This is a genomic window from Novosphingobium sp. JCM 18896 (assembly GCF_025938095.1).
In the GTDB taxonomy this organism is placed as follows: Bacteria; Pseudomonadota; Alphaproteobacteria; order Sphingomonadales; family Sphingomonadaceae; genus Novosphingobium.
Genome location: NZ_JAPCZF010000001.1, coordinates 1104850 through 1124233 on the forward strand (window position 1 = coordinate 1104850; position 19384 = coordinate 1124233).

At 68.0% G+C, this 19384-nt stretch carries 16 protein-coding genes; 5 read left to right on the forward strand and 11 right to left on the reverse strand.

From position 1 onward, the window contains the following. The first annotated feature begins 16 nt into the window (after positions 1 to 16). Positions 17 to 718 carry a transcriptional repressor LexA gene (lexA, locus tag OLX23_RS05350; protein ID WP_264443558.1) on the forward strand — a complete coding sequence of 234 codons (702 nt, stop codon included), beginning with the start codon at positions 17 to 19 and terminating at the stop codon, positions 716 to 718. Positions 719 to 729: 11 nt separating this feature from the next. Continuing rightward, positions 730 to 972, forward strand: coding sequence for a hypothetical protein (locus OLX23_RS05355; RefSeq protein ID WP_264443559.1), 243 nt, complete (start codon positions 730 to 732; stop codon positions 970 to 972). On the opposite strand, the gene OLX23_RS05360 is transcribed toward OLX23_RS05355, so the two are convergent. Next, positions 953 to 3097 carry a ComEC/Rec2 family competence protein gene (locus OLX23_RS05360; protein WP_319641295.1) on the reverse strand — a complete coding sequence of 715 codons (2145 nt, stop codon included), beginning with the start codon at positions 3095 to 3097 and terminating at the stop codon, positions 953 to 955. The genes OLX23_RS05355 and OLX23_RS05360 overlap by 20 nt on opposite strands. Positions 3098 to 3230: 133 nt before the next feature. On the opposite strand from OLX23_RS05360, the gene gltX reads away from it, so the two are divergent. Together gltX and OLX23_RS05370 are read left to right on the forward strand one after the other, a co-directional pair. After that, positions 3231 to 4655, forward strand: a complete 1425-nt coding sequence (gene gltX / locus OLX23_RS05365) for a glutamate--tRNA ligase (RefSeq protein WP_264443563.1) — start codon at positions 3231 to 3233, stop codon at positions 4653 to 4655. Positions 4656 to 4673: 18 nt separating this feature from the next. Beyond that, positions 4674 to 5957 carry a citrate synthase gene (locus OLX23_RS05370; protein WP_264443565.1) on the forward strand — a complete coding sequence of 428 codons (1284 nt, stop codon included), beginning with the start codon at positions 4674 to 4676 and terminating at the stop codon, positions 5955 to 5957. A 68-nt stretch (positions 5958 to 6025) separates the two neighbouring features. Here OLX23_RS05370 and OLX23_RS05375 read toward each other — a convergent pair whose 3' ends face one another. The 4 genes from OLX23_RS05375 to OLX23_RS05390 form a co-directional block, all read right to left on the reverse strand. Further along, complete coding sequence (locus OLX23_RS05375) at positions 6026 to 7414, reverse strand: HAMP domain-containing sensor histidine kinase (protein ID WP_319641296.1); 1389 nt, start codon at positions 7412 to 7414, stop codon at positions 6026 to 6028. A 2-nt stretch (positions 7415 to 7416) separates the two neighbouring features. After that, the gene (locus OLX23_RS05380; protein WP_264443567.1) at positions 7417 to 8364 is read right to left on the reverse strand and encodes a hypothetical protein; all 948 of its coding nucleotides are present in this window, start codon (positions 8362 to 8364) and stop codon (positions 7417 to 7419) included. 2 nt (positions 8365 to 8366) lie between these two features. Then, positions 8367 to 9557, reverse strand: coding sequence for a hypothetical protein (locus tag OLX23_RS05385; RefSeq protein ID WP_264443568.1), 1191 nt, complete (start codon positions 9555 to 9557; stop codon positions 8367 to 8369). Between the two features lie 115 nt (positions 9558 to 9672). Next, a complete protein-coding gene (locus tag OLX23_RS05390; RefSeq protein ID WP_264443569.1) occupies positions 9673 to 9975 on the reverse strand; it encodes an Hpt domain-containing protein in 303 nt (100 codons plus the stop codon). Between the two features lie 69 nt (positions 9976 to 10044). Between OLX23_RS05390 and OLX23_RS05395 the strand changes: the two genes are divergently transcribed. Next, the gene (locus OLX23_RS05395) at positions 10045 to 12840 is read left to right on the forward strand and encodes an ATPase (RefSeq protein ID WP_264443570.1); all 2796 of its coding nucleotides are present in this window, start codon (positions 10045 to 10047) and stop codon (positions 12838 to 12840) included. A 118-nt stretch (positions 12841 to 12958) separates the two neighbouring features. On the opposite strand, the gene OLX23_RS05400 is transcribed toward OLX23_RS05395, so the two are convergent. Genes OLX23_RS05400 through OLX23_RS05425 form a run of 6 tightly spaced genes read right to left on the reverse strand, consistent with a single transcriptional unit; the run spans position 12959 to position 19381 of the window. After that, entirely contained in the window at positions 12959 to 13243 is a 285-nt protein-coding gene (locus tag OLX23_RS05400) for a DUF1467 family protein (RefSeq protein WP_264443571.1), read from the reverse strand. Positions 13244 to 13245: 2 nt separating this feature from the next. Beyond that, a complete protein-coding gene (locus OLX23_RS05405; protein ID WP_264443572.1) occupies positions 13246 to 14877 on the reverse strand; it encodes a ribonuclease J in 1632 nt (543 codons plus the stop codon). Continuing rightward, positions 14874 to 15668 (reverse strand): type III pantothenate kinase, encoded by a 795-nt coding sequence (locus OLX23_RS05410; protein ID WP_264443573.1) that lies wholly within the window; start codon positions 15666 to 15668, stop codon positions 14874 to 14876. The genes OLX23_RS05405 and OLX23_RS05410 overlap by 4 nt, the downstream gene beginning before the upstream one ends. 10 nt (positions 15669 to 15678) lie before the next feature. Next, the gene (locus OLX23_RS05415) at positions 15679 to 16386 is read right to left on the reverse strand and encodes a biotin--[acetyl-CoA-carboxylase] ligase (RefSeq protein WP_264443574.1); all 708 of its coding nucleotides are present in this window, start codon (positions 16384 to 16386) and stop codon (positions 15679 to 15681) included. Then, complete coding sequence (gene nuoN, locus OLX23_RS05420; protein ID WP_264443575.1) at positions 16383 to 17846, reverse strand: NADH-quinone oxidoreductase subunit NuoN; 1464 nt, start codon at positions 17844 to 17846, stop codon at positions 16383 to 16385. Before nuoN ends, OLX23_RS05415 begins: the two co-directional genes overlap by 4 nt. Further along, a complete protein-coding gene (locus tag OLX23_RS05425) occupies positions 17846 to 19381 on the reverse strand; it encodes an NADH-quinone oxidoreductase subunit M (RefSeq protein ID WP_264443576.1) in 1536 nt (511 codons plus the stop codon). Before OLX23_RS05425 ends, nuoN begins: the two co-directional genes overlap by 1 nt. Between the last annotated feature and the right edge of the window lie 3 nt (positions 19382 to 19384).

A 19384-nucleotide genomic window follows, 5' to 3' on the forward strand; every position in this document is an offset into this window, starting at 1 on the left:
AAGGGGAGAGTGCAGGATGCTGACGCGCAAGCAGCACGAGTTGATCCGCTTCATCCAGACCCGGCTCGAGGAGAGCGGCGTTTCCCCCTCGTTCGAGGAAATGAAGGAAGCGCTCGATCTCAAGTCGAAGTCGGGCGTGCACCGCCTGATCTCGGCACTCGAGGAGCGCGGCTTCATCCGTCGTCTGCCCAATCGCGCCCGCGCGCTCGAAGTGCTCAAGCAGCCTGAGGACGTGACCACCGGGAAGACCACGACGCGTGCCGCCGCGAACAGCAACACGGCGCTGACCGCACTCAAGCCCGCTGCCGCGACCTCGCGGCCCGAACCGGCGAACGACGTCATCGAGATCCCGCTGCATGGCCGCATCGCCGCGGGCGTGCCGATCGAGGCGCTCGAAAGCCAGTCGACCCTGCCCGTCCCCGCCGCGCTGCTCGGCCCGGGCGAGCACTATGCGCTCGAGGTTTCGGGCGACTCGATGATCGAGGCCGGCATTCTCGACGGCGACTTCGCGCTGATCCGTCGCACCAGCACCGCGCGCGACGGTGAGATCGTCGTCGCGCTCGTCCGCGGCGAGGAAGCGACGCTCAAGTACCTGCGCCACGAGAAGGGCATGGTCCGTCTCGATCCGGCGAACTCGGCCTACGAACCGCAGATCTACCGCGACGGCGAAGTCGAGGTTCAGGGCAAGCTGGCGGGGCTGCTGCGACGCTATCACTGATGGGGTGAGCGATGCCCGCGCATATCGACACGCTTCGACTGGCAAAGGCATTCGAGGAAGCCGGACAAAAGCCGGCTTTGGCTCAGGGAATGGCGCGTGCTATATCGGATGTCGCGATGAAAGACGTGCCCTCTCAATCCGATCTCCGCGAAGCCATCCACACAATGACGGTGCGTGTCGGCATCATGATCGCCGGCAGCACCTTGGCTCTCATCATCACGGTGGTCGGCGCACTCATTTCCGTGGCGGGTTAGGCATACCTGACGACATAACCGTCGGCTGAATGCGCGGCCTTGCTTCGGACAGGCGCCACCAGCCGTGCTCACCCTGCGTCTCGGCCACCGTCGTCACGCGTTGCCCGATCAGGTCGATCGCCAGTCCCCCGTTCCGCTCCAGGCTTCGCCGATCGGCCTTGAGCCAGGCCGGCCGGCAAGAGCGCGGCAGCCAGCGGTCCGAGATGACGATGTCGACGCGGTCGCAGGCGGCGGCGAGGTCGCGCTCGGGCACGCGGTCACGCCCCCGGCCGATCAGCAGATGCCAGTCGCGCCCGCCGCGTTGCAGCGTGACCGCGCAGAAATCGCGGTTACAGCGGGCGCCCGGCCATTGCTCGAGCAGGCGCAGCTCTCCGTCCATGCCCGAAAGCTCGGTCAGGTTGTCGCGGACGAATTCGCTCTTCTGCTCGCGCAGGACCAGCAGCGAACCGCCGACGCCGGTGATGCCGACGTGGCGGCCGTCGCCGGAGACCAGCAGGTCGGGCGCGCGCAGGAAAACCAGCGACACCGCGGCCACCAGCACCGGCGCAAGCCCCCATAGGCGCGGCGGCCCGCGCCACAGCGCCAGCCACAGCCCACCCGCGACGAACAGCGCGATCGCACCACGCCCCATGGCGGGCATGGTCGTCACCGCACCCGGCTGCGCCGCAACCCAGTGCGCGAGCGCAAGCATCAGTTCGATCGACTGGCCGGCGAGCCACCAGGCCGGTGCTCCGAGCCCGCCCAAATCGAGCACCAGCGCGACGAAGATCAGCGGCATCGTCACCACGGTGGTCAGCGGGATTGCGACGACGTTGGCGATCGCACCGTAGACGCCGGCGCGGTGGAAGTGGAACAGGCCGATCGGCATGATCGCCAGTTCGATCACCACGCCGGTTATCAGCAGCATCGCCAGGTTGCGGCCCAGCCGCGCGTACCAGGCCTCTTCGCGCGGGGCCAGGAAGCCGCGTACCGGCGCCGCGCCGTGCAGGGCGACGATCGCGATCACCGCGGTGAAGCTCATCTGGAAGCTCGGGCCGACCAGCGCCTCGGGCCAGAACAGCAGCACGAAGAAGGCGGCCACCGCGACCATGCGCATCGACAGCGGCTCGCGCCCCAGGGCGAGGGCCACGAGCACCAGCACCGCACCGATGCACGAGCGCACGGTCGGAACCTCGGCGCCGGTCAACAGCGTGTAGAAGATCCCCGCGCCTGCTCCGGCCCCCGCGGCGAGCAGCGGCAGCCGCACGCGCAGCGCCAGCCAGGGCCAGAGCGCGAGCAGGCGCAGCGCGATCAGATAGACCGCAGCAACCACAGCGCTGACGTGCAGCCCGCTGATCGACAGCAGGTGGCTGAGCCCGGCATCGCGCATAGCCTCGTCATCAGCCTTGGGAATTGCGCCGCGATCGCCGCTGGCGAAGGCCGTGGCGATCGCCCCGGCCGCGCCGTCGAGGCGGCTACGGACATGTTCTGAGAGCCGCGCCTGGGTGCGTTCGAGCCAGCCGCCGCCAGCGCCCGCGGCGGTCACGGCGATCGGCCCTAGCACCGAGCCCGTCGCGGCGATGCCCGCGAACCAGGCCGTGCGCGCAAAGTCGTAGGCGCCGGGCAGCATCGGCGGCGCCGGCGGCATCAGCCGCGCCCGCAGGCGCAGGCGAGCCCCCGTGCCCAGCCGCGCGTCGTCCTGCGCCAGCGGCAGCGACAGGCGCACGCGGATCGCACGACCGGTCTCGGGCTCGCGCGTCGCCAGCAGCAGGCGGACGCGGTCCTCGGCGGGGCGCGGCTCGCGGTCGAGGACGACGGCGGACAGCATCGCTACCATGGGGCGATCGATCGGCCGTGCACCGACCAGTTCGGACTTGGCCCATACCACCGCGCAGCCCGCGCCGATCAGCAGGGAAACACCGATCAGTGCCAGCCGCAGGTAGGGAAATCGCCCGTCGCGCGCCAAACCCGCAAGGCTCGCCAGGGCCAGGGCGGTGCAGGCGGCGAGCAGCGCCAGCCATTGCCAGACGTTCGCCAGCGCGAACCACAGCGCGATGCCCGCGGCGAAGAAGACCGCCAGCCACGGACCACGTTCGAAGCCCGCAGCGCCAAGAAATCGCTCGACCACGTCGCCCGCGCTGGACAAGCCGCTCAGCCTGCGCCAAGGGCGATGTTGCAGTGCAGCGCCCCGGGCGAGGTCGCCCTTCGAATTCGGGGCCGTTTCGTCAGAGACAGCGGCACTCTCGAGCATGCAAGAGTTTGGGCAGGAAGGAGCGAAGATGGCAAGCGATAGCGGCAAGGACGGCAAAGCGGTCGTTACCCGTTTCGCACCCTCGCCCACCGGCTATCTCCACATCGGCGGCGCGCGCACCGCGCTGTTCAACTGGCTGTTCGCGCGCCACCACGGCGGCAAGTATCTGCTCCGCATCGAGGACACCGATCGCGCGCGTTCGACCGAACCGGCGATCGAGGCGATCTTCGACGGCCTGCGCTGGCTCGGCCTCGACGGCGACGAGCCCGCCACCTTCCAGTTCGCCCGGTCCGAGCGCCACGCCGAAGTCGCGCAGACGCTGCTCGACTCCGGCCACGCCTATCGCTGCTACCTGACGCCCGAAGAGCTGGCCGCGCGCCGCGAGAAGGCCCAGGCCGAGCGCCGCCCGTTCCGTATCGACAGCGAATGGCGCGATGCCGATCCCGCGACGGCCCCCGCCGGCGCGCCGTCGGTCGTACGCATCAAGGCCCCGCGCGAAGGCGAAACGGTGATCGACGACCTGGTCCAGGGCACGGTCACGGTCAGCAATGCCGAGATCGACGATTTCGTCCTGCTCCGCTCGGACGGCACGCCCACCTACATGCTCGCGGTCGTCGTCGATGATCACGACATGGGCGTCACCCACATCATCCGCGGCGACGACCACCTGAACAATGCCTTCCGCCAGCTGTCGATCATCCACGGCATGGGCTGGGACGTCCCCGTCTATGCGCATGTGCCGCTGATCCACGGTTCGGACGGCGCCAAGCTGTCGAAGCGCCACGGCGCGCTGGGTGTCGACGCCTATCGCGACGAACTCGGCCTGCTGCCCGAGGCGCTGTTCAACTATCTGCTGCGCCTCGGCTGGGGCCACGGCGACGAAGAAATCATCAGCCGCGACCAGGCGATCGAGTGGTTCGACATCGACCATGTCGGCAAGAGCCCCTCGCGGTTCGACACGGCCAAGCTGCTCAACCTCAACGGCCACTACATCCGCGAGGCCGACGACGCGCGTCTGGCCGATCTCGTCGCGGCCAAGCTTGACGGCACGCCCGATCTCGCGCTGCTGACGCGTGCGATGCCGGTTCTCAAGGTCCGCGCCAAGGATCTCAACGAGCTGGCAGCGAATTCGGTGTTCCTCTTCGCGCAGCGCCCGCTGACGCTCGATCCCAAGGCCGAAGCGCTGCTGACGCCCGAGGCGCGCACGCTGCTGAGCCGCATTCAGGATCGGTTGCTGGCCGAAAACGGCTGGACAAGCGAAGGCCTCGAAGCCAGTCTCAAGGCGATGGCCGAAGAGATCGGCCTGGGTCTCGGCAAGCTCGCCCAGCCGCTTCGCGCGGCTCTGACGGGACAGACGACGTCACCGGGTATTTTCGATGTTCTCACATTGCTCGGTCGGGAAGAAAGCCTGGCGCGCATCGCCGCCCAGGCCGCGCCGGCCGAAGCAGAATAATTCTGAGGAGTAAGGCACTTGGGCAATCAAGCTAAACTGAGCACCGACGGCAAGGACTTCGACTATCCGGTCCTGAGCGGTTCGATCGGTCCGGACGTGATCGATATCCGCAAGCTCTACGGCCAGACGGGCAAGTTCACCTATGACCCGGGCTTCACCTCGACGGCGAGCTGCGAAAGCGCGCTCACCTACATCGACGGCGACGAGGGCGTTCTGCTGCACCGCGGCTATCCGATCGGCCAGCTGGCCGAGAACAGCTCGTTCATGGAAGTCAGCTACCTGCTGCTGAACGGCGAGCTGCCCAACGCCACCGAGCTCGCGGACTTCGATCGCACGATCACCCGCCACACGATGCTGCACGAGCAGCTGATGAGCTTCTACAAGGGCTTCCGCCGCGACGCGCACCCGATGGCGATCATGTGCGGCGTGGTCGGTGCGCTCTCGGCGTTCTACCACGATTCGACCGACATCTCGGACCCGCAGCACCGCAAGATCAGCTCGCACCGCCTGATCGCCAAGATGCCGACGATCGCGGCCGCGGCCTACAAGTACTCGGTCGGTCAGCCGATGCTGTATCCCGACAACTCGCTGTCCTACACGGGCAACTTCCTGCGCATGACCTTCGGCGTGCCGGCGGAAGAGTACGAGGTGATCCCGGCGGTCGAGAAGGCGATGGACCGCATCTTCATCCTCCACGCCGACCACGAGCAGAACGCCTCGACCTCGACCGTGCGTCTCGCCGGCTCGTCGGGCGCCAACCCCTTCGCCTGCATCGCGGCCGGCATCGCCTGTCTCTGGGGTCCGGCCCACGGCGGCGCCAACGAAGCGGCGCTCGAGATGCTGCGTGAGATCGGCCGTCCCGAGCGTATCCCCGAGTACATCGAGCGCGCGAAGGACAAGAACGATCCGTTCCGCCTGATGGGCTTCGGTCACCGCGTCTACAAGAACTACGATCCGCGCGCGACGGTCATGCAGAAGACCGTGCGCGAGGTGTTTGAGGCGCTCAAGGTCGACGATCCGCTGTTCGAGACCGCGCTGCGCCTCGAAGAGATCGCGCTCAACGATCCCTATTTCATCGAGAAGAAGCTGTTCCCGAACGTCGACTTCTATTCGGGTATCATCCTCTCGGCGATCGGCTTCCCGACCACGATGTTCACCGCGCTGTTCGCACTCGCCCGCACCGTCGGCTGGGTCGCGCAGTGGAACGAAATGATCAGCGATCCCGGCCAGAAGATCGGTCGTCCGCGCCAGCTCTACACGGGCCCCGCGCAGCGCGACTACGTTCCGGTCGAAAAGCGCTAAGCTTACCGGTACAGCCCAAGTCGAAGCCCTCCGTCGCCACGCGACGGGGGGCTTTTTCTTTGCCAGGATCAGTCTTGAGAAGCGGCCGGCAGGTCGAGGATGAAGCGGGCACCCTGCCCCGAAGCGCTTTCCACGCTGAGATCGCCGCCCATCGCGCGTGCCAGGCGGCGGGAGATGTAGAGTCCCAGCCCCGAACCGCCGTCACCGCTGCGACCCAGCCGCTCGAACTTCTCGAAGACGCGGCCCTGATCGGCTTCGGAGAGACCCGGCCCCTGATCGCAAACGACGACGCGCACGCGGCCCGGACCGGCGTCGATCGAATCCTCGAGCCGGATCCACACCTGCGAATCCTCGGGCGAGTAGCGGATCGCATTGGTCACCAGATTGATCAGGACCTGCAGCACGCGGCGGAACTCGGCCACGGCGGGCAGACTCTCACCCGGGCGCGGCGCATCGAGTGCGATACGCTTCTCTCGCGCCCTTACGCCGAGGATGCCTGCGGCCTGACGGGCGACGTCGGCCAGATCGATGCGATCGGGCGCGGTCGAGAAGTCGTCGGCCTCGACCACTTCGAGGTCGGTCAGATCCTCGATCAGCGCCAGCAGGTGCTGGCCCGCCGAAGCGATGTCGGCGGCATAGTTGGCATAGTCGTCCGAAATCGGCCCGGCCAGGCGCGAGTGGATCGTCTCGGCATTGGCGATGATCCGCGCGATCGGCTGGCGCAGGACCGGCGCAACGTCGCGGCCGAGCAGGCGGTGGCGCGCTGCCGATTTGCCGGCGTCGGGCTCGGGCGGCAGCGCCGGGAGTTCGGGCGAGACCAGGCAGAGTTCGAAGCCCGCGGGTTCGCGACCCGGTCCGGCCTGGGGAAACAGGCTCGCGCGCCAGCGCCGCGGCGATCCGGGCACTTCGACGTCGGCACCGTCGAGCAGGCGCCAGTGCAGCGGCTGCGAATGGCTGTTGCCGGCGATCGTGATGAAATCGGTCCAAGGGCGGCCGAAACCGGCTTCCATCGCAGCAGCGAGGGCGACGAGATCGGGAGCTTCCGCTTCGACCGTGAGCACGCGCTGGCCGGCATCGAGCCGCGCGGTCAGTTCGGCGACGTGCCGGTCGATCTCGCCGCGGCGTTCGTCGGCTTCGGCGGGATCTTCGGCGGCGAGCGGCGCCGCGTGCCAGTTGCGCAGCAGGATCTCGCAGCCGGCATCATCACCGGGCAGCGGCTCCACCTCGACCCAGGCTGTGATCGCACTGGCGCCGTCCTGCGCCTGGATCGTACGCGCGAGCTTGAGGCCGTAGCGGCGCGCCTTGCGCACCACCTCGAGCAGCGCCGGTACCGCGATCATGCCCGGCAGGTCGCCGCCACAGCGCAGTTGCAGCGCGGCGATCGCCTTGTCGGCCGAGACCAACATGTCGGCGCCGTCGCTGACCGCGCGCAAGGGTGCGGGAAGTCCGCCCGACACGGTCAGTGTCCCGCCCCGGCGATCAGCGCCGCCGCGCGATCGGGTGCGAGCCGATCGATGCCCTCGGGCAGTTCGGCGTCGGGATCGAGCGCGAGCAATTGCTCCTCGATCGCTTCGGGCTTGAGACCCGCGGCACAGAGCGCAAGCGCGAGGCGGGTGCGCTGCGTCTCGCTGGTCGCGAGCGTCGCAAGATCGCGGTCCTGTCGTGCCGAAACGGCGAGCGCGGTGAGGAAGATCGCGGCGCCGGCGTGGTGCAGCGACAGTGCGGCGACGGCGCCAGCCCCCATGCCCGTGACCAACCGCGACAGCAGTCCGAGCCGGCTGCGCGCTTCGTCATAGTCGGCGCGGATCGCGGCTTCGGCAGCCGCGGCACGCTGATCGGCTTCGGCGCTGCCACCCGCCACGCCGCGCAAGGCCACGAGCGCCGCGTGGAGCAGATCACCGGGCAATTCGGCCAGCGCCAGCCGCATGCGCCGCTGGGCCTGGCCGAACCGGGCCTGGGCCGCGAGGAACTTCATCGCCAGCGCCGCGGTCGTCTCGTCGGACGAGGCGACGAGCGCCTGGAGCAAAGGCGAAAGCACGGGGTCGAACGCGAGCCGCGCCTGGAGCAGTTCGGTCAGGTGCCATTCGAGCACCAGCGCGTGAACGTGCCCAAGGAACGCGGGATTGTCGGTGAGAGCGAGGGTCAGCGCCGCAAGGTCGCCGTCGCCGCCTTCGACCCGCGCCATGAGCTGGCGCGCGACGTCGCCGATCATGCCGCGCACGCGCGCGAGGATGGCATCGCCGAACAGGCCGCTATCGTCGCTCGCCAGCAGGTGGCGGAGCACGGGTGCGACCGTGCCGAGCACGACGTCGCCCTGGTCGAGCGCGCCGCGCAGGCGCGCTTCCACCGATTCCGTCGCTCGGGGATTGGCCGCCGCATCGCTCATGAGCCCGCTATAGCCGGCCATGGTTAAGCCCGTGTTATCTGCGCTTTGCCCGCGGAAAGCAGCAAAGCGGCCATGGCGAGCAGCATCGCCAGCACCTGCACGGCTTCGGAAAGGACACCGAAGAAGGCGGCGAGCGCCAGGATCAGCGCAAGCAGCGCGCGGTCCTCGAGCCAGGCGATCCAACCGCGCAGCAGCACGCGCGGCAGCAGCCGAGCCAGCGCAATCAGGATGAATGGCGGGAATACGTGTGCAAGCAGCGAATCCCACGGCGGCAGCGGCGCGCTCCAGACGATCACCACGATCAGTTCGAGGTCGAGCAGCCAGCCGAGCACGGTCTCGCCCGAAACCGGCGCCTTGCCGATCTTCAGCGAATCGTGCTCAACCCTTTCGAGCAGGCCCGAGGCGCGACGCAGGGTCCAGGCGATGGCGCAGAGCACCAGCGCGATCCCCGAATAGGCGAACCAGCCCGCGCCCAGCGCCAGCAGCATGAGCGCCACCGCGCCGAGCGCGACCAGCCCCCAGCCACTGCCGGCATGAAGCAGCGAGGGCCCGATCGCCAGAACGCCGAGCCGCGACAGCACGATGCCAGGGGTCGGCATCTCGCCCTCGCCCATGTGCAGGCGGATCCAGGAATCCTCGATCTCGTGCGCCTCGCCCTCGTCGTGGACGAGCTTCCAGCGCGCGCCTTCTCGCGCCGCCGCGGGGACGGTCTGCATGGCCACGCCCGATTGCAGCGCGATGCGCGTCAGCGCCGAGGGTATGTCAAAATCGGCGGGCAGATCGCCCAGCGCCTCGACCAGACGGCCGGGAATGCGCATCGCGCCGGCCGCGGCGTGGTTGATGTCGATCCGCTCGAAGCCCGCGGCAAGGCCGCTCTCGATCGGCTGGACCAGCACCGAATGCCCCTGCTCGAGCAGGGCGATCACCGCCTGCGGCGCAGCGAGCAGCCCTTCGGTGAAGACGATCAGTTCGTCGTTGGCGGTGACGAGCCCGGCCAGCGCGCGCGGCCCGGGAATGACGTGGAGGCGCACCCCGGCTTTCTCGGCTTCCTGCTGCAGCGCGATCAGCGGCGGCGTGACCTCGCGCGCGATGCAGACAACGCGCTGGCATTCGAGCGCCAGGGCTATGCCGAGCTGGTGCCGCGCCAGCGTCGCCCCGCCGACGTGCAGGAACGCGCGCGGCGTGCTCTGCCCCGTCCCAGCAGGTTCGATCATGGCAAGCAGGGCGACGCGCAGCGGGCTTCTCCGGGCAGTTGCCCTAGGTTCTAGGCAAAGCCTGAGCAGGTGCCAAGCACGCGATGGCGCGGCGACGTGCTAGACTGGTACGGGCTCAGCCCGCTGCGAATTCGTCGAGGAAGGTCTGGATCCGGCGCACGGCCACGGGATCGCCGGGAGCCGTGTCGATCGCCTGGTCGGCCAGGACCATCAGCCTTTCGGCGTTGAAGCTGGCGGCAAGCCCCTTGAGGCGCAGCGCGGCGATCTGCCAGTTGCCGTCGCACCGTGCGCGGCGGAGCAGATCGAGCTGGTGGGTCAGGCTCTCGACGAAGGCGAGGCGCAGCTCGGCGATGAGCACGGGATCGTTGCCCGCCGCGGCGGCCAGAGTGGCATCGAGGGTACCCGCTTCGTAAGCCATCCACAGAAGCCTAGGCCCGCAGGGTTAAGGTGGGGTTTATCCTGTGCATAACCGTGGTATTCAGGGAGAATGGCCGGGGAAACACGCATCATCGCCTTCGACGCTTCGAGCGCAAAAGCGCCGGAAGAGGAAATCCTGCTGACCGACGAGGCCGCGGAAAACCCCGCGCCCGAGCCGGTCGACAGCAGCTGGGACGATCCCGAGCCCGTCGAACCCTCCAGTTTCCGCTGGGTTCTGCCCGCGCTCGGTATCGTGCTGCTGCTCGGCTGGACCGGCTATTTCGGCTGGGCCGTCAGCGATCGCCTGACCCCGCGCCTGGCCCCTACCGAAGCCATCGCGCTGATCCGCGACTGGGCCGTGCCCGTCCTGCTGATCGCCGTTGCCGCGCTCGTCCTGCTGCGCAACAGCCGGCGCGAGGCGCTGCGCTTCGGTGAAGCCGCCCGCGTGCTCTCGCAGGAATCGGCGCTGCTCGAAGTGCGACTGTCGACGGTCAACCGCGAGCTCAGCCTCGCGCGCGAGTTCATCGCCGCGCAGTCGCGCGATCTCGAAACGCTCGGCCGCCTGGCCGCCGATCGTCTCTCGACCGAGGCCGATCGCCTCCAGGGCCTGATCCACGACAACCATGCGCGCGTCGAAACGATCGGCTCGGTCAGCTCGGCCGCGCTCGACAACATGGAGAAGCTGCGCGGCCAGCTGCCGGTCATCGCCAGCTCGGCCAAGGACGTCACAAACAACATCGGCAATGCCGGCCGCACCGCGCACGGCCAGCTCCAGGAAATGATCAACGGCTTCAAGAAGCTCAACGAATTCGGCCAGGCGAGCGAGCGACAGGTCCACGTCCTGCGCGGTCTCGTCGACGAGACGATGTCCGAATTCTCGCAACAGGCCGATCAGTTCGCGAACGTCACCGCCGCGCGCTTCAGCGAGTTCCGCGAACGCGGTGCCGAGTTCCGCACCCAGCTCGACAGTCACGAGGTCGAGGCGCTCGCCGCGATCCGCACGCGCGCTTCGGCCATGGCCGAGGAGCTCGAGCAGACCCGCCAGCGGCTCGACGGCGAAGAGGCCGAGAGCCTGACCTCGATGCGCGCGCGCCTGACCGCGCTGCGCGACGAGGGCCACGCCATCGCCCGCGCGCTGCGCGAGGGCGAGAGCCGCGCGCTCGAAGGCTGGGAAGCCAGCGTCGTGCGGATGCGCGAGGAGCTGAACGGTGCGCTGACCGAACTCCAGCAGGCCGAGATCGACGCGATCGAGGCACGCCAGGCGCGCACCGGCGCGATCCGCGAGGAGCTCGACAAGCTCGAGGCCCAGACTCTCGACCAGGCCTCGCGCTTCGCCGCCGAGCTCGAACGGCGCCAGGCCGAGACCACCGCCGCCGAAGAAGCCGCAGTGGCGCGCCTGCGCGAGCATCTGGCCGCGCTGGAATTCATCGCCGCATCGAGCCGCGAACGCCACGGCGAGATCGACGCGGCGGCTGCCGCCGACCTGCAAGAGCGGGTGGCCGCGCTCGATACCGAGATCGCCGAACGCCGCGCGCGCCAGCAGGAGCTCGAAGCCCAGGCCGCGGATCGCCTGCGCGAAAGCCTCGCCGTGATCGACGCCGAGATGGCCGAACGGATCACCCGGCAGGAAGAGCACGGCGCGACGATCCTGGCGCAGGGCCAGACGATCGTGCAGCAGCTTTCCGAATTCGAGAGCCGCACCGCCGAGATCGTCACGCACGGCGAGGCGGCCCAGGCCTCGCTCGGCGCCAGCCTGACCACGCTCGCCACCCGGCTCGGCGAAAGCCGCTCGGCGCTGTCTGGCACCGATCGCGACATCGCCGCGCTGACCGACAGCAGCGTGCGCCTGCTCGAACTGATCCAGGCGAGCGTCAAGCACAGCCGCGAAGAGCTCCCGCGCGTGCTCGGCGGCGGCGAGGAGCAGTTGTCCGGCCTCGAAGCGCGCATGACCGCGCTGCGCGAGGCGGCCAAGGAGACCGACGCGCACGGCACCCACATCGCCAAGGCCATCGAGACCGCCAACGGTCACCTGCAGCAGACTTATGCCGAGCTTTCGCAGCTGCAGAGCCAGCTCGAACAGGCCGGTGCGCTTCACGGCGAGACGCTGACCACCCTGCGCGAACAGCTCGACGCCATCGCCGGCCAGTCCACGCAACTGGCCCACCAGACGCGTGCGCAACTCGCGCTGGCGCTCGATACGCTATCGGCTTCGACCCAGAAGGCCATCGCCGGCTTCGGCGAGAGCGGCGCCAGCACGGTCTCCACCCTCGCCCGCCAGCTCGGCAGCGAGAGTGCCGCGGCGATCGAACAGGCCATGCGCACCAGCGCCGAGGAGACCACCGGACAGCTCGAGCGCGCGGTCGCGCAAGCCGCCGCAGCCGGACGCGACGCCGCGATCCAGCTCCGCGACCAGCTCTCCAAGGTCAACGACCTCGCCGCCAATCTCGAGAGCCGCGTCGCCCATGCGCGCCAGCGCGCCGAGGAGCAGGTCGACAACGACTTCACCCGCCGCGTCGCGCTGATCACGGAATCGCTGAATTCGAACTCGATCGACATCGCCAAGGCGCTCTCGACCGACGTCGCCGACACCGCCTGGACCGCCTATCTGCGTGGCGACCGCGGCATCTTCACGCGCCGTGCGGTGAGCCTGATCGACAATGTCGAGGCCAAGGCCATCGTCCAGATCTACGAGCGCGACCGTGAGTTCCACGATCACGTCAGCCGCTACATTCACGATTTCGAGGCGATGCTGCGCCAGGTCCTCTCGGCCCGCGACGGCCAAGCCATGGGCGTGACCCTGCTGTCCTCGGACATGGGCAAGCTCTATGTCACCCTGGCCCAGGCGATCGAACGCCTGCGGAGCTGAGGCAAGCCCACTCCAACCCGTCATCCCCGCGAAAGCGGGGACCTTTGGCCGGTTTATCTCCGATCTCTCGGACAAGCTCGATAGAGGTCCCCGCTTTCGCGGGGATGACGGGCGATGTTCAGATCTTCGCCGCGATCGGCGGTTCGCCGAACAGGTTCAGGTCGCCCGGTACGATCCAGCCATTGACGTAGTTGGCGTAGTAGAGGCCGAACAGCACCAGCGCGAGCACCGAGGCGCGCAGCGAGATGCGCTTGGCGTCGAAGTTGGCCGGCGCGCTGTCGGCCTGGCCTGGGGTCTTCTCGATACCCGCCTCGTCATGGGTGCGGATGCCGAAAGGCATGACGAGGAAAGCGCTGAACACCCAGAACAGCACGTAGATGGCGATGATGGAGGTCAGTTTCATGATCAGTCGTCCAGCAGCAGCACTTGCACCTGCGGCTTCTTGCCCGACCAGCGCGTCGCCGCGCGGCGGGCGGCCAGACGCGCGGCCTCGATCCGCGCATCGCGATCGTGCGCGGCCTTGCCCTTGAGCTTGCCGAGCGCCTGCGCGACGTCCTCGCGCGCTTCCTCGCAGAAGTCGGCATAGTCCTCGTCGAGCGGCAGGCCGACGCCGGCGATCTCGATGCGGCTGCCGGCGACGGCGACGGTCAGGAAACCGTTGTGCGCGAGCCGGCGGCGCATGACCATCGCCTCGCCATCGGCAGGCGCGATGATGTCGCCGTCGAGCACGAGACGACCGGCGCGGACCTCGCCGAACTTGCCTGGCTTGCCCGGGGCAAGCCGCACGAGGTCGCCATTCTTCTGGTTGACCGCCTTGGGAATGCCGCAGGCCAGACCGAAGCGCGACTGCTCGCGCATGTGGCGAATCTCGCCGTGGACCGGAACCAGGATCTCGGGGCGCAGCCAGCCATAAAGCGCCTGAAGATCGGGACGTCCCGGATGGCCCGAGACGTGGATCGGGCTCTGCCGGTCGGTGACGAGTTCGATGTCGCGTTCGGCCAGGCGGTTCTGGATGCGGCCGATGGCGATCTCGTTGCCCGGGATCTGACGGCTGGAGAACAGCACGACGTCGCCGGCTTCGAGTGCGATCGGGTGATTGCCCTCCGAAATACGCGAGAGCGCCGCGCGCGGCTCGCCCTGACCGCCGGTGGCGACGATCAGCACCTCGCCACGCGGCAGATCCATCGCCGTGTCGAAATCAACCAGGTCGGGCAGATGCTGAAGATAACCGCTGGCCTGGCCGGTCGAGATCATGCGGTCGAGCGAGCGCCCGGCGACACAGAGCTTGCGCCCGGTGGCACGCGCCACCTCGCCCAGGGTCTGGATACGCGCGACGTTCGAGGCGAAGGTGGTGACGACGATGCGCCGGCCTTTGTGCTTGGCCACCTCTTCGAGCAGCCCGCGATAGACCTCGCCCTCGGAGCCCGAATTCTCGGGATTGAACACATTGGTGGAATCGCAGACCAGCGCGAGAATACCGCTGTCGCCGATCGCGCAGAGCTCCTCGGCGGTGGTCGGCTGGCCGATCTGCGGATCCTCGTCGATCTTCCAGTCGCCGGTGTGGAAGATGCGGCCATAAGGCGTGTCGACCAGCACGGCGTTGCCCTCGGCGATCGAATGCGCCAGCGGCACGTACTGCACTGTGAAATGACCGAGATCGAACGGCTCGAGATGGTCGATCACCTTGAGCTCGACCTTGCCGAGCAGCCCCGCCTCTTCGAGCTTCGCCGCGACCAGCTTGGCGGTGAACGGAGTCGCATAGAACGGCACGCCGAGTTCCTCGGCGAAATAGGGCACCGCGCCGATGTGATCCTCGTGCGCATGGGTCAGCACGATACCGACGAGGTCCTCCTTGCGGTCCTCGATGAATTCGAGATCGGCGAAGACCAGGTCGACCCCCGGATATTCCGAACCGCTGAAGGTCATGCCGAGGTCGACCATCAGCCACTTGCCGTCGCAGCCGTAGAGATTGACGTTCATGCCGATCTCGCCCGAGCCGCCGAGCGCACAGAAGAGCAGTTCGTTACCCGGTTTCACTTGGTTTCGCTTCCCTGGGCCGCAGCCCTTTCCGCCAGCAGAGCCAGCCCGTCGAGCGTGAGGTCCGCATCGACCGCATCGAAGATGTCCGTCACCTCGTCGAACAGCACGGCAAGGCCGCCCGTCGCGATGACCTTGGCCGGACGGCCGATCTGCTCGCGCATGCGGGCGATCAGCCCTTCCATCATCGCGACATAGCCCCAGAACACGCCGATTAGCATGGCATCCTCGGTGTTGGTGCCGATCACGCTCTTGCTGTCGGGCACACGGATCGCAATGCGCGGCAGCATGGCGGTGTTCCCGACCAGCGCGTCGAGCGAGAGGTTGATGCCCGGGGCGATGATGCCGCCCTTGTAAGCGCCATGAAAATCTATGACGTCGAAGGTCGTCGCCGTGCCGAAATCGACGACGATCAGGTCACCCGGATACTTGGCATGGGCGGCGATGGCATTGACCGCGCGGTCGGCACCGACCGAACTCGGCTGGTCGACGTCGAGATCGATGCCGTAGTCCGCCGTGCCCTGCCCGGCGATCAGCGGCTCGACGAAGAAGTAATTGCTCGCCAGGACCTGGATGTTGTGGAGCGCGCGCGGGACCACGGTGCAGACGATGATCTGCGTGATCTCCTCGCGCTTGATGCCGCGGATCTCGAGCAGTTGCATCAGCCAGACGGCATATTCGTCGCCGGTGCGCCGCGGATCGGTGGCGATGCGCCAGCGGGCCTTGAGCTTGCGGCCCTCGAACAGCGCGAAGACGACGTTGGTGTTGCCGGCGTCGATGGCGAGCAGCATCGGAAGCTCCTTACGCGTCCGGGGTCAGACGGACTTCGCCCGCATGGATGGCACGGGTCTGCCCGTCGTCCAAGCGCAGCAGCAGCGCGCCGTCCTCGGCGAGCCCGGCGAAGGTGCCGTTCAGCACCCCCTCCTCAGGGTCACCGACGGTGAGCGGGGTGCCGAGCGGGTGCGCGGCGGCGAGCCAGCGCTGGACCACCGGCGCCAGGCCGAAATGGCGCCAGCGTTCGAGTTCTTCGGCGAAGATGCGTTCGAGATGGGCGGCGAAGGCGTCACGGTCGACGCCGCCCAGCGCCACGGTCTCGCGATCGGCGACCGCGGGCGCCTGGGCGAGATTGACGCCGATACCGATGACGACGCTGTCGTTGACACGCTCGAGCAGGATGCCTGCCAGCTTGGCCCTGCCGACCAGCAGGTCGTTGGGCCATTTCAGCGTGGCCGACGCGCCATCTTCAAGGTGCGGCGCGACCGCCGCATGGACGGCAAGCCCGGCGAGCAGCGCGAGCGAGGCCGGCTCGGGATCGCCGAAGCGCAGATGCGCGACGGTCGAGCCCATGAAATTGCCGGCAGCGTCGAACCAGTCGCGGCCCTGCCGGCCCTTCCCGGCGGTCTGCCGGTCGGCGACCAGCCAGTCCCCCTCGACCACGCTCTCGCCGGCGCGCAGGCGCGCGGCGAGGTCTGCGTTGGTCGAACCGGTTTCGGCTAGGGTCTGGATCACACCGCGGCGAACAGCGCGGCGGCTGCGGTGTCGGCCAGGCTGCCCAGGCACTTGGTCAGCAGGTAGCCGAGCGGCGAGATGAACAGCGCCGAAAGCGCCAGCAGGGCCTGGTGCGCCCAGTCGCTACGGCCGACGGCCTTGCCCGTGGGTTCGTCGAAGTACATGACCTTGACGATCTTGAGGTAGTAGAACGCGCCGATCACCGAAGCGGCGATACCGATCGCGGCCAGCGGCACGAGGCCCGCCTGAACCGCGGCCTGGAAGACCACGAACTTGCCCCAGAAGCCGAACAGCGGCGGAATGCCTGCGAGGCTGAACATGACCATGGCCAGCGCCGCCGCGAGCACCTTGCGATCGCGCGAGAGCCCGGCGATGTCGGAAATCGCCTCGACCTGGTTGCCCTCGGCATCCTTGAGCATCAGCACGGCAACGAAGCCGCCCACGGTCATCGCCACGTAGATCGCCAGGTAGACGAGCATCGCCGAAGCGCCCTGGACGGTGCCGGCGGCGAGGCCGATCAGGATGAAGCCGACGTTGTTGATCGACGAATAGGCCATCAGGCGCTTGATGTTCTTCTGACCGATGGCACCGAGCGCGCCGACGACGATCGAGGCGAGCGCCGCGAAGATCACGATCTGGCGCCAGGCGTCGGCCTGCGAGCCGAAGGCATCGAGCGCGACGCGCATCGTCAGGGCTAGCGCCGCCACCTTGGGCGCCGTGGCGAAGAACATCGTCACCGGGGTCGGCGCGCCTTCGTAGACGTCGGGCGTCCACATGTGGAACGGCACCGCCGAGATCTTGAAGGCCAGGCCAGCGAGCACGAAGACCACGCCGAACAGCGCGCCGGTCGAGAGACCGCCACCCAGCGCGGCGCTGATGCCCGAGAAGTTGGTCGTGCCGGTGAAGCCATAGGTCAGGCTCATGCCGAACAGCAGGATGCCGCTGGCGAGCGCGCCGAGCACGAAGTACTTGAGGCCCGCTTCGGCCGAGCGATCGTCGCTGCGCAGCATCGCGGCGAGCACGTAGCTGGCCAGCGAGGCCATCTCGAGGCCGATGTAGAGCGTCAGCAGATCGGTGGCCGAGACCATGATCCCGCCGCCGAGCGCGGCGAACAGGACCAGGATCGGATATTCGGCGCGCATCGCACCCGCGCGTTCGAAGAACTGCGGCGCGATCATCAGCGAGGCACCGGCGGCGCCGTAGATCAGCAGCTTGGCGAAGCTGGCGAAGGCGTCGGCGCGGAACTGGCCGAAGAAGGCATAGGTATCGGGGCCCGAGGCACCGGCGCAGAGCGCAGGCGCCGCGAAGCAGGCGGCGCCGACGAGCGCGGCGACCGACAGGATCGAGATCAGGCGGCTCGCCTTGTCACCGCTCCAGGCGGCGACGAGCAGCAGGATCAGGCCGGCAATGCTCAGCAGTTCTTCGGGCGCAATAAGGCGCAGCGAGTGGGACCAGTCCATCAGTGGTGCGCCCCCTCATGCGCCGCATCTTGGGTTTTGGGTTGTGCCTTCGCCACCGCGAGCGTCGCGTCGCCATGGGGCCGAGCCCGGGCGATACGCGCGTCGAGCGCAGCGATGTCCTGCCGCATCGGCGCCAGGAAGCTTTCGGGATAGACGCCCATCCACAGCACGGCGGCTGCGATCGGCGCCATCATCAGCCACTCGCGCAGGTCGAGATCGAGCATGGCGGCGGCATCGGCGTTCTTCTGCTCGCCGAAGATCACCCGGCGATAGAGATAGAGCATGTAGGCGGCGCCGAGGATGATGCCCGTCGTCGCGATCAGCGCCACCCAGGTCGAGACCTGGAAGATGCCGGCCAGGCTCAGGAATTCGCCGACGAAGCCCGAGGTGCCGGGCAGGCCGACCGAAGCCATCGTGAACAGCATCATGAACAGCGCGTAGTAGGGCATGTTCGTCGCAAGGCCGCCGTAGCGGTCGATCTCACGCGTGTGCAGGCGATCGTAGATCACGCCGACGCCGAGGAACAGCGCGCCCGAAACCAGGCCGTGGCTGAGCATGACGATCATCGAGCCTTCGAGGCCCTGCACGTTGAACGAGAACAGGCCGATCGTGACGATCGCCATGTGCGCGACCGACGAATAGGCGATCAGCTTCTTCATGTCGTGCTGGACCAGCGCGATCAGCGAGGTGACCACCACCGCGACCATCGACAGCCAGTAGACCAGCCAGGCGAACTGGGCCGAAGCCTCGGGGAACATCGGCAGCGCGAAGCGGATGAAGCCATAGCCACCCATCTTGAGCAGCACGCCGGCCAGGATCACCGAGCCCGCGGTCGGCGCCTGAACGTGCGCGGCCGGCAGCCAGGTGTGGACCGGCCACATCGGCATCTTCACCGCGAAGCTCGCGAAGAAGGCCAGCCACAGCCAGGTCTGCGCCTCCTTCGGGAAGTCGTAGGCCATCAGCGTCGGGATGTCGGTGGTGCCCGCCTCGTTCACCATCCACAGCATCGCGATCAGCATCACCACCGAGCCGAGCAGGGTGTAGAGGAAGAACTTGTACGACGCGTAGATGCGGTCCGTGCCGCCCCAGATGCCGATGATCAGGTACATCGGGATCAGGCCGGCTTCGAAGAAGATGTAGAACAGGTACAGATCCTGCGCGGTGAACACGCCGATGATCAGCACTTCGACCAGCAGGAAGGCGGCGTTGTATTCGCCGACGCGCTTCTCGATCGAGTTCCACCCCGCGCCGATGCAAACCGGCATGAGGAAGACCGTCAGCATGATCAGCATCAGGGCGATGCCGTCGATGCCGAGCGCCCAGTTGAAGCCGGCGAAGAGCTCGACCTTTTCCTGGAACTGCCACTGCGCGCCGCCGACGTCGTAATTGGCCCAGAGCAGCACGCCGAGCGCGAAGTCGATCAAGGTTGCGATCAGCGCGATCGAACGCGCCGCCTTGGCCTCGGTCAGAAGGCAAGCCACCGCGCCGACGAGCGGCACGAGCATCATGAGCGAGAGGATGGGAAAACCGTTCATTAC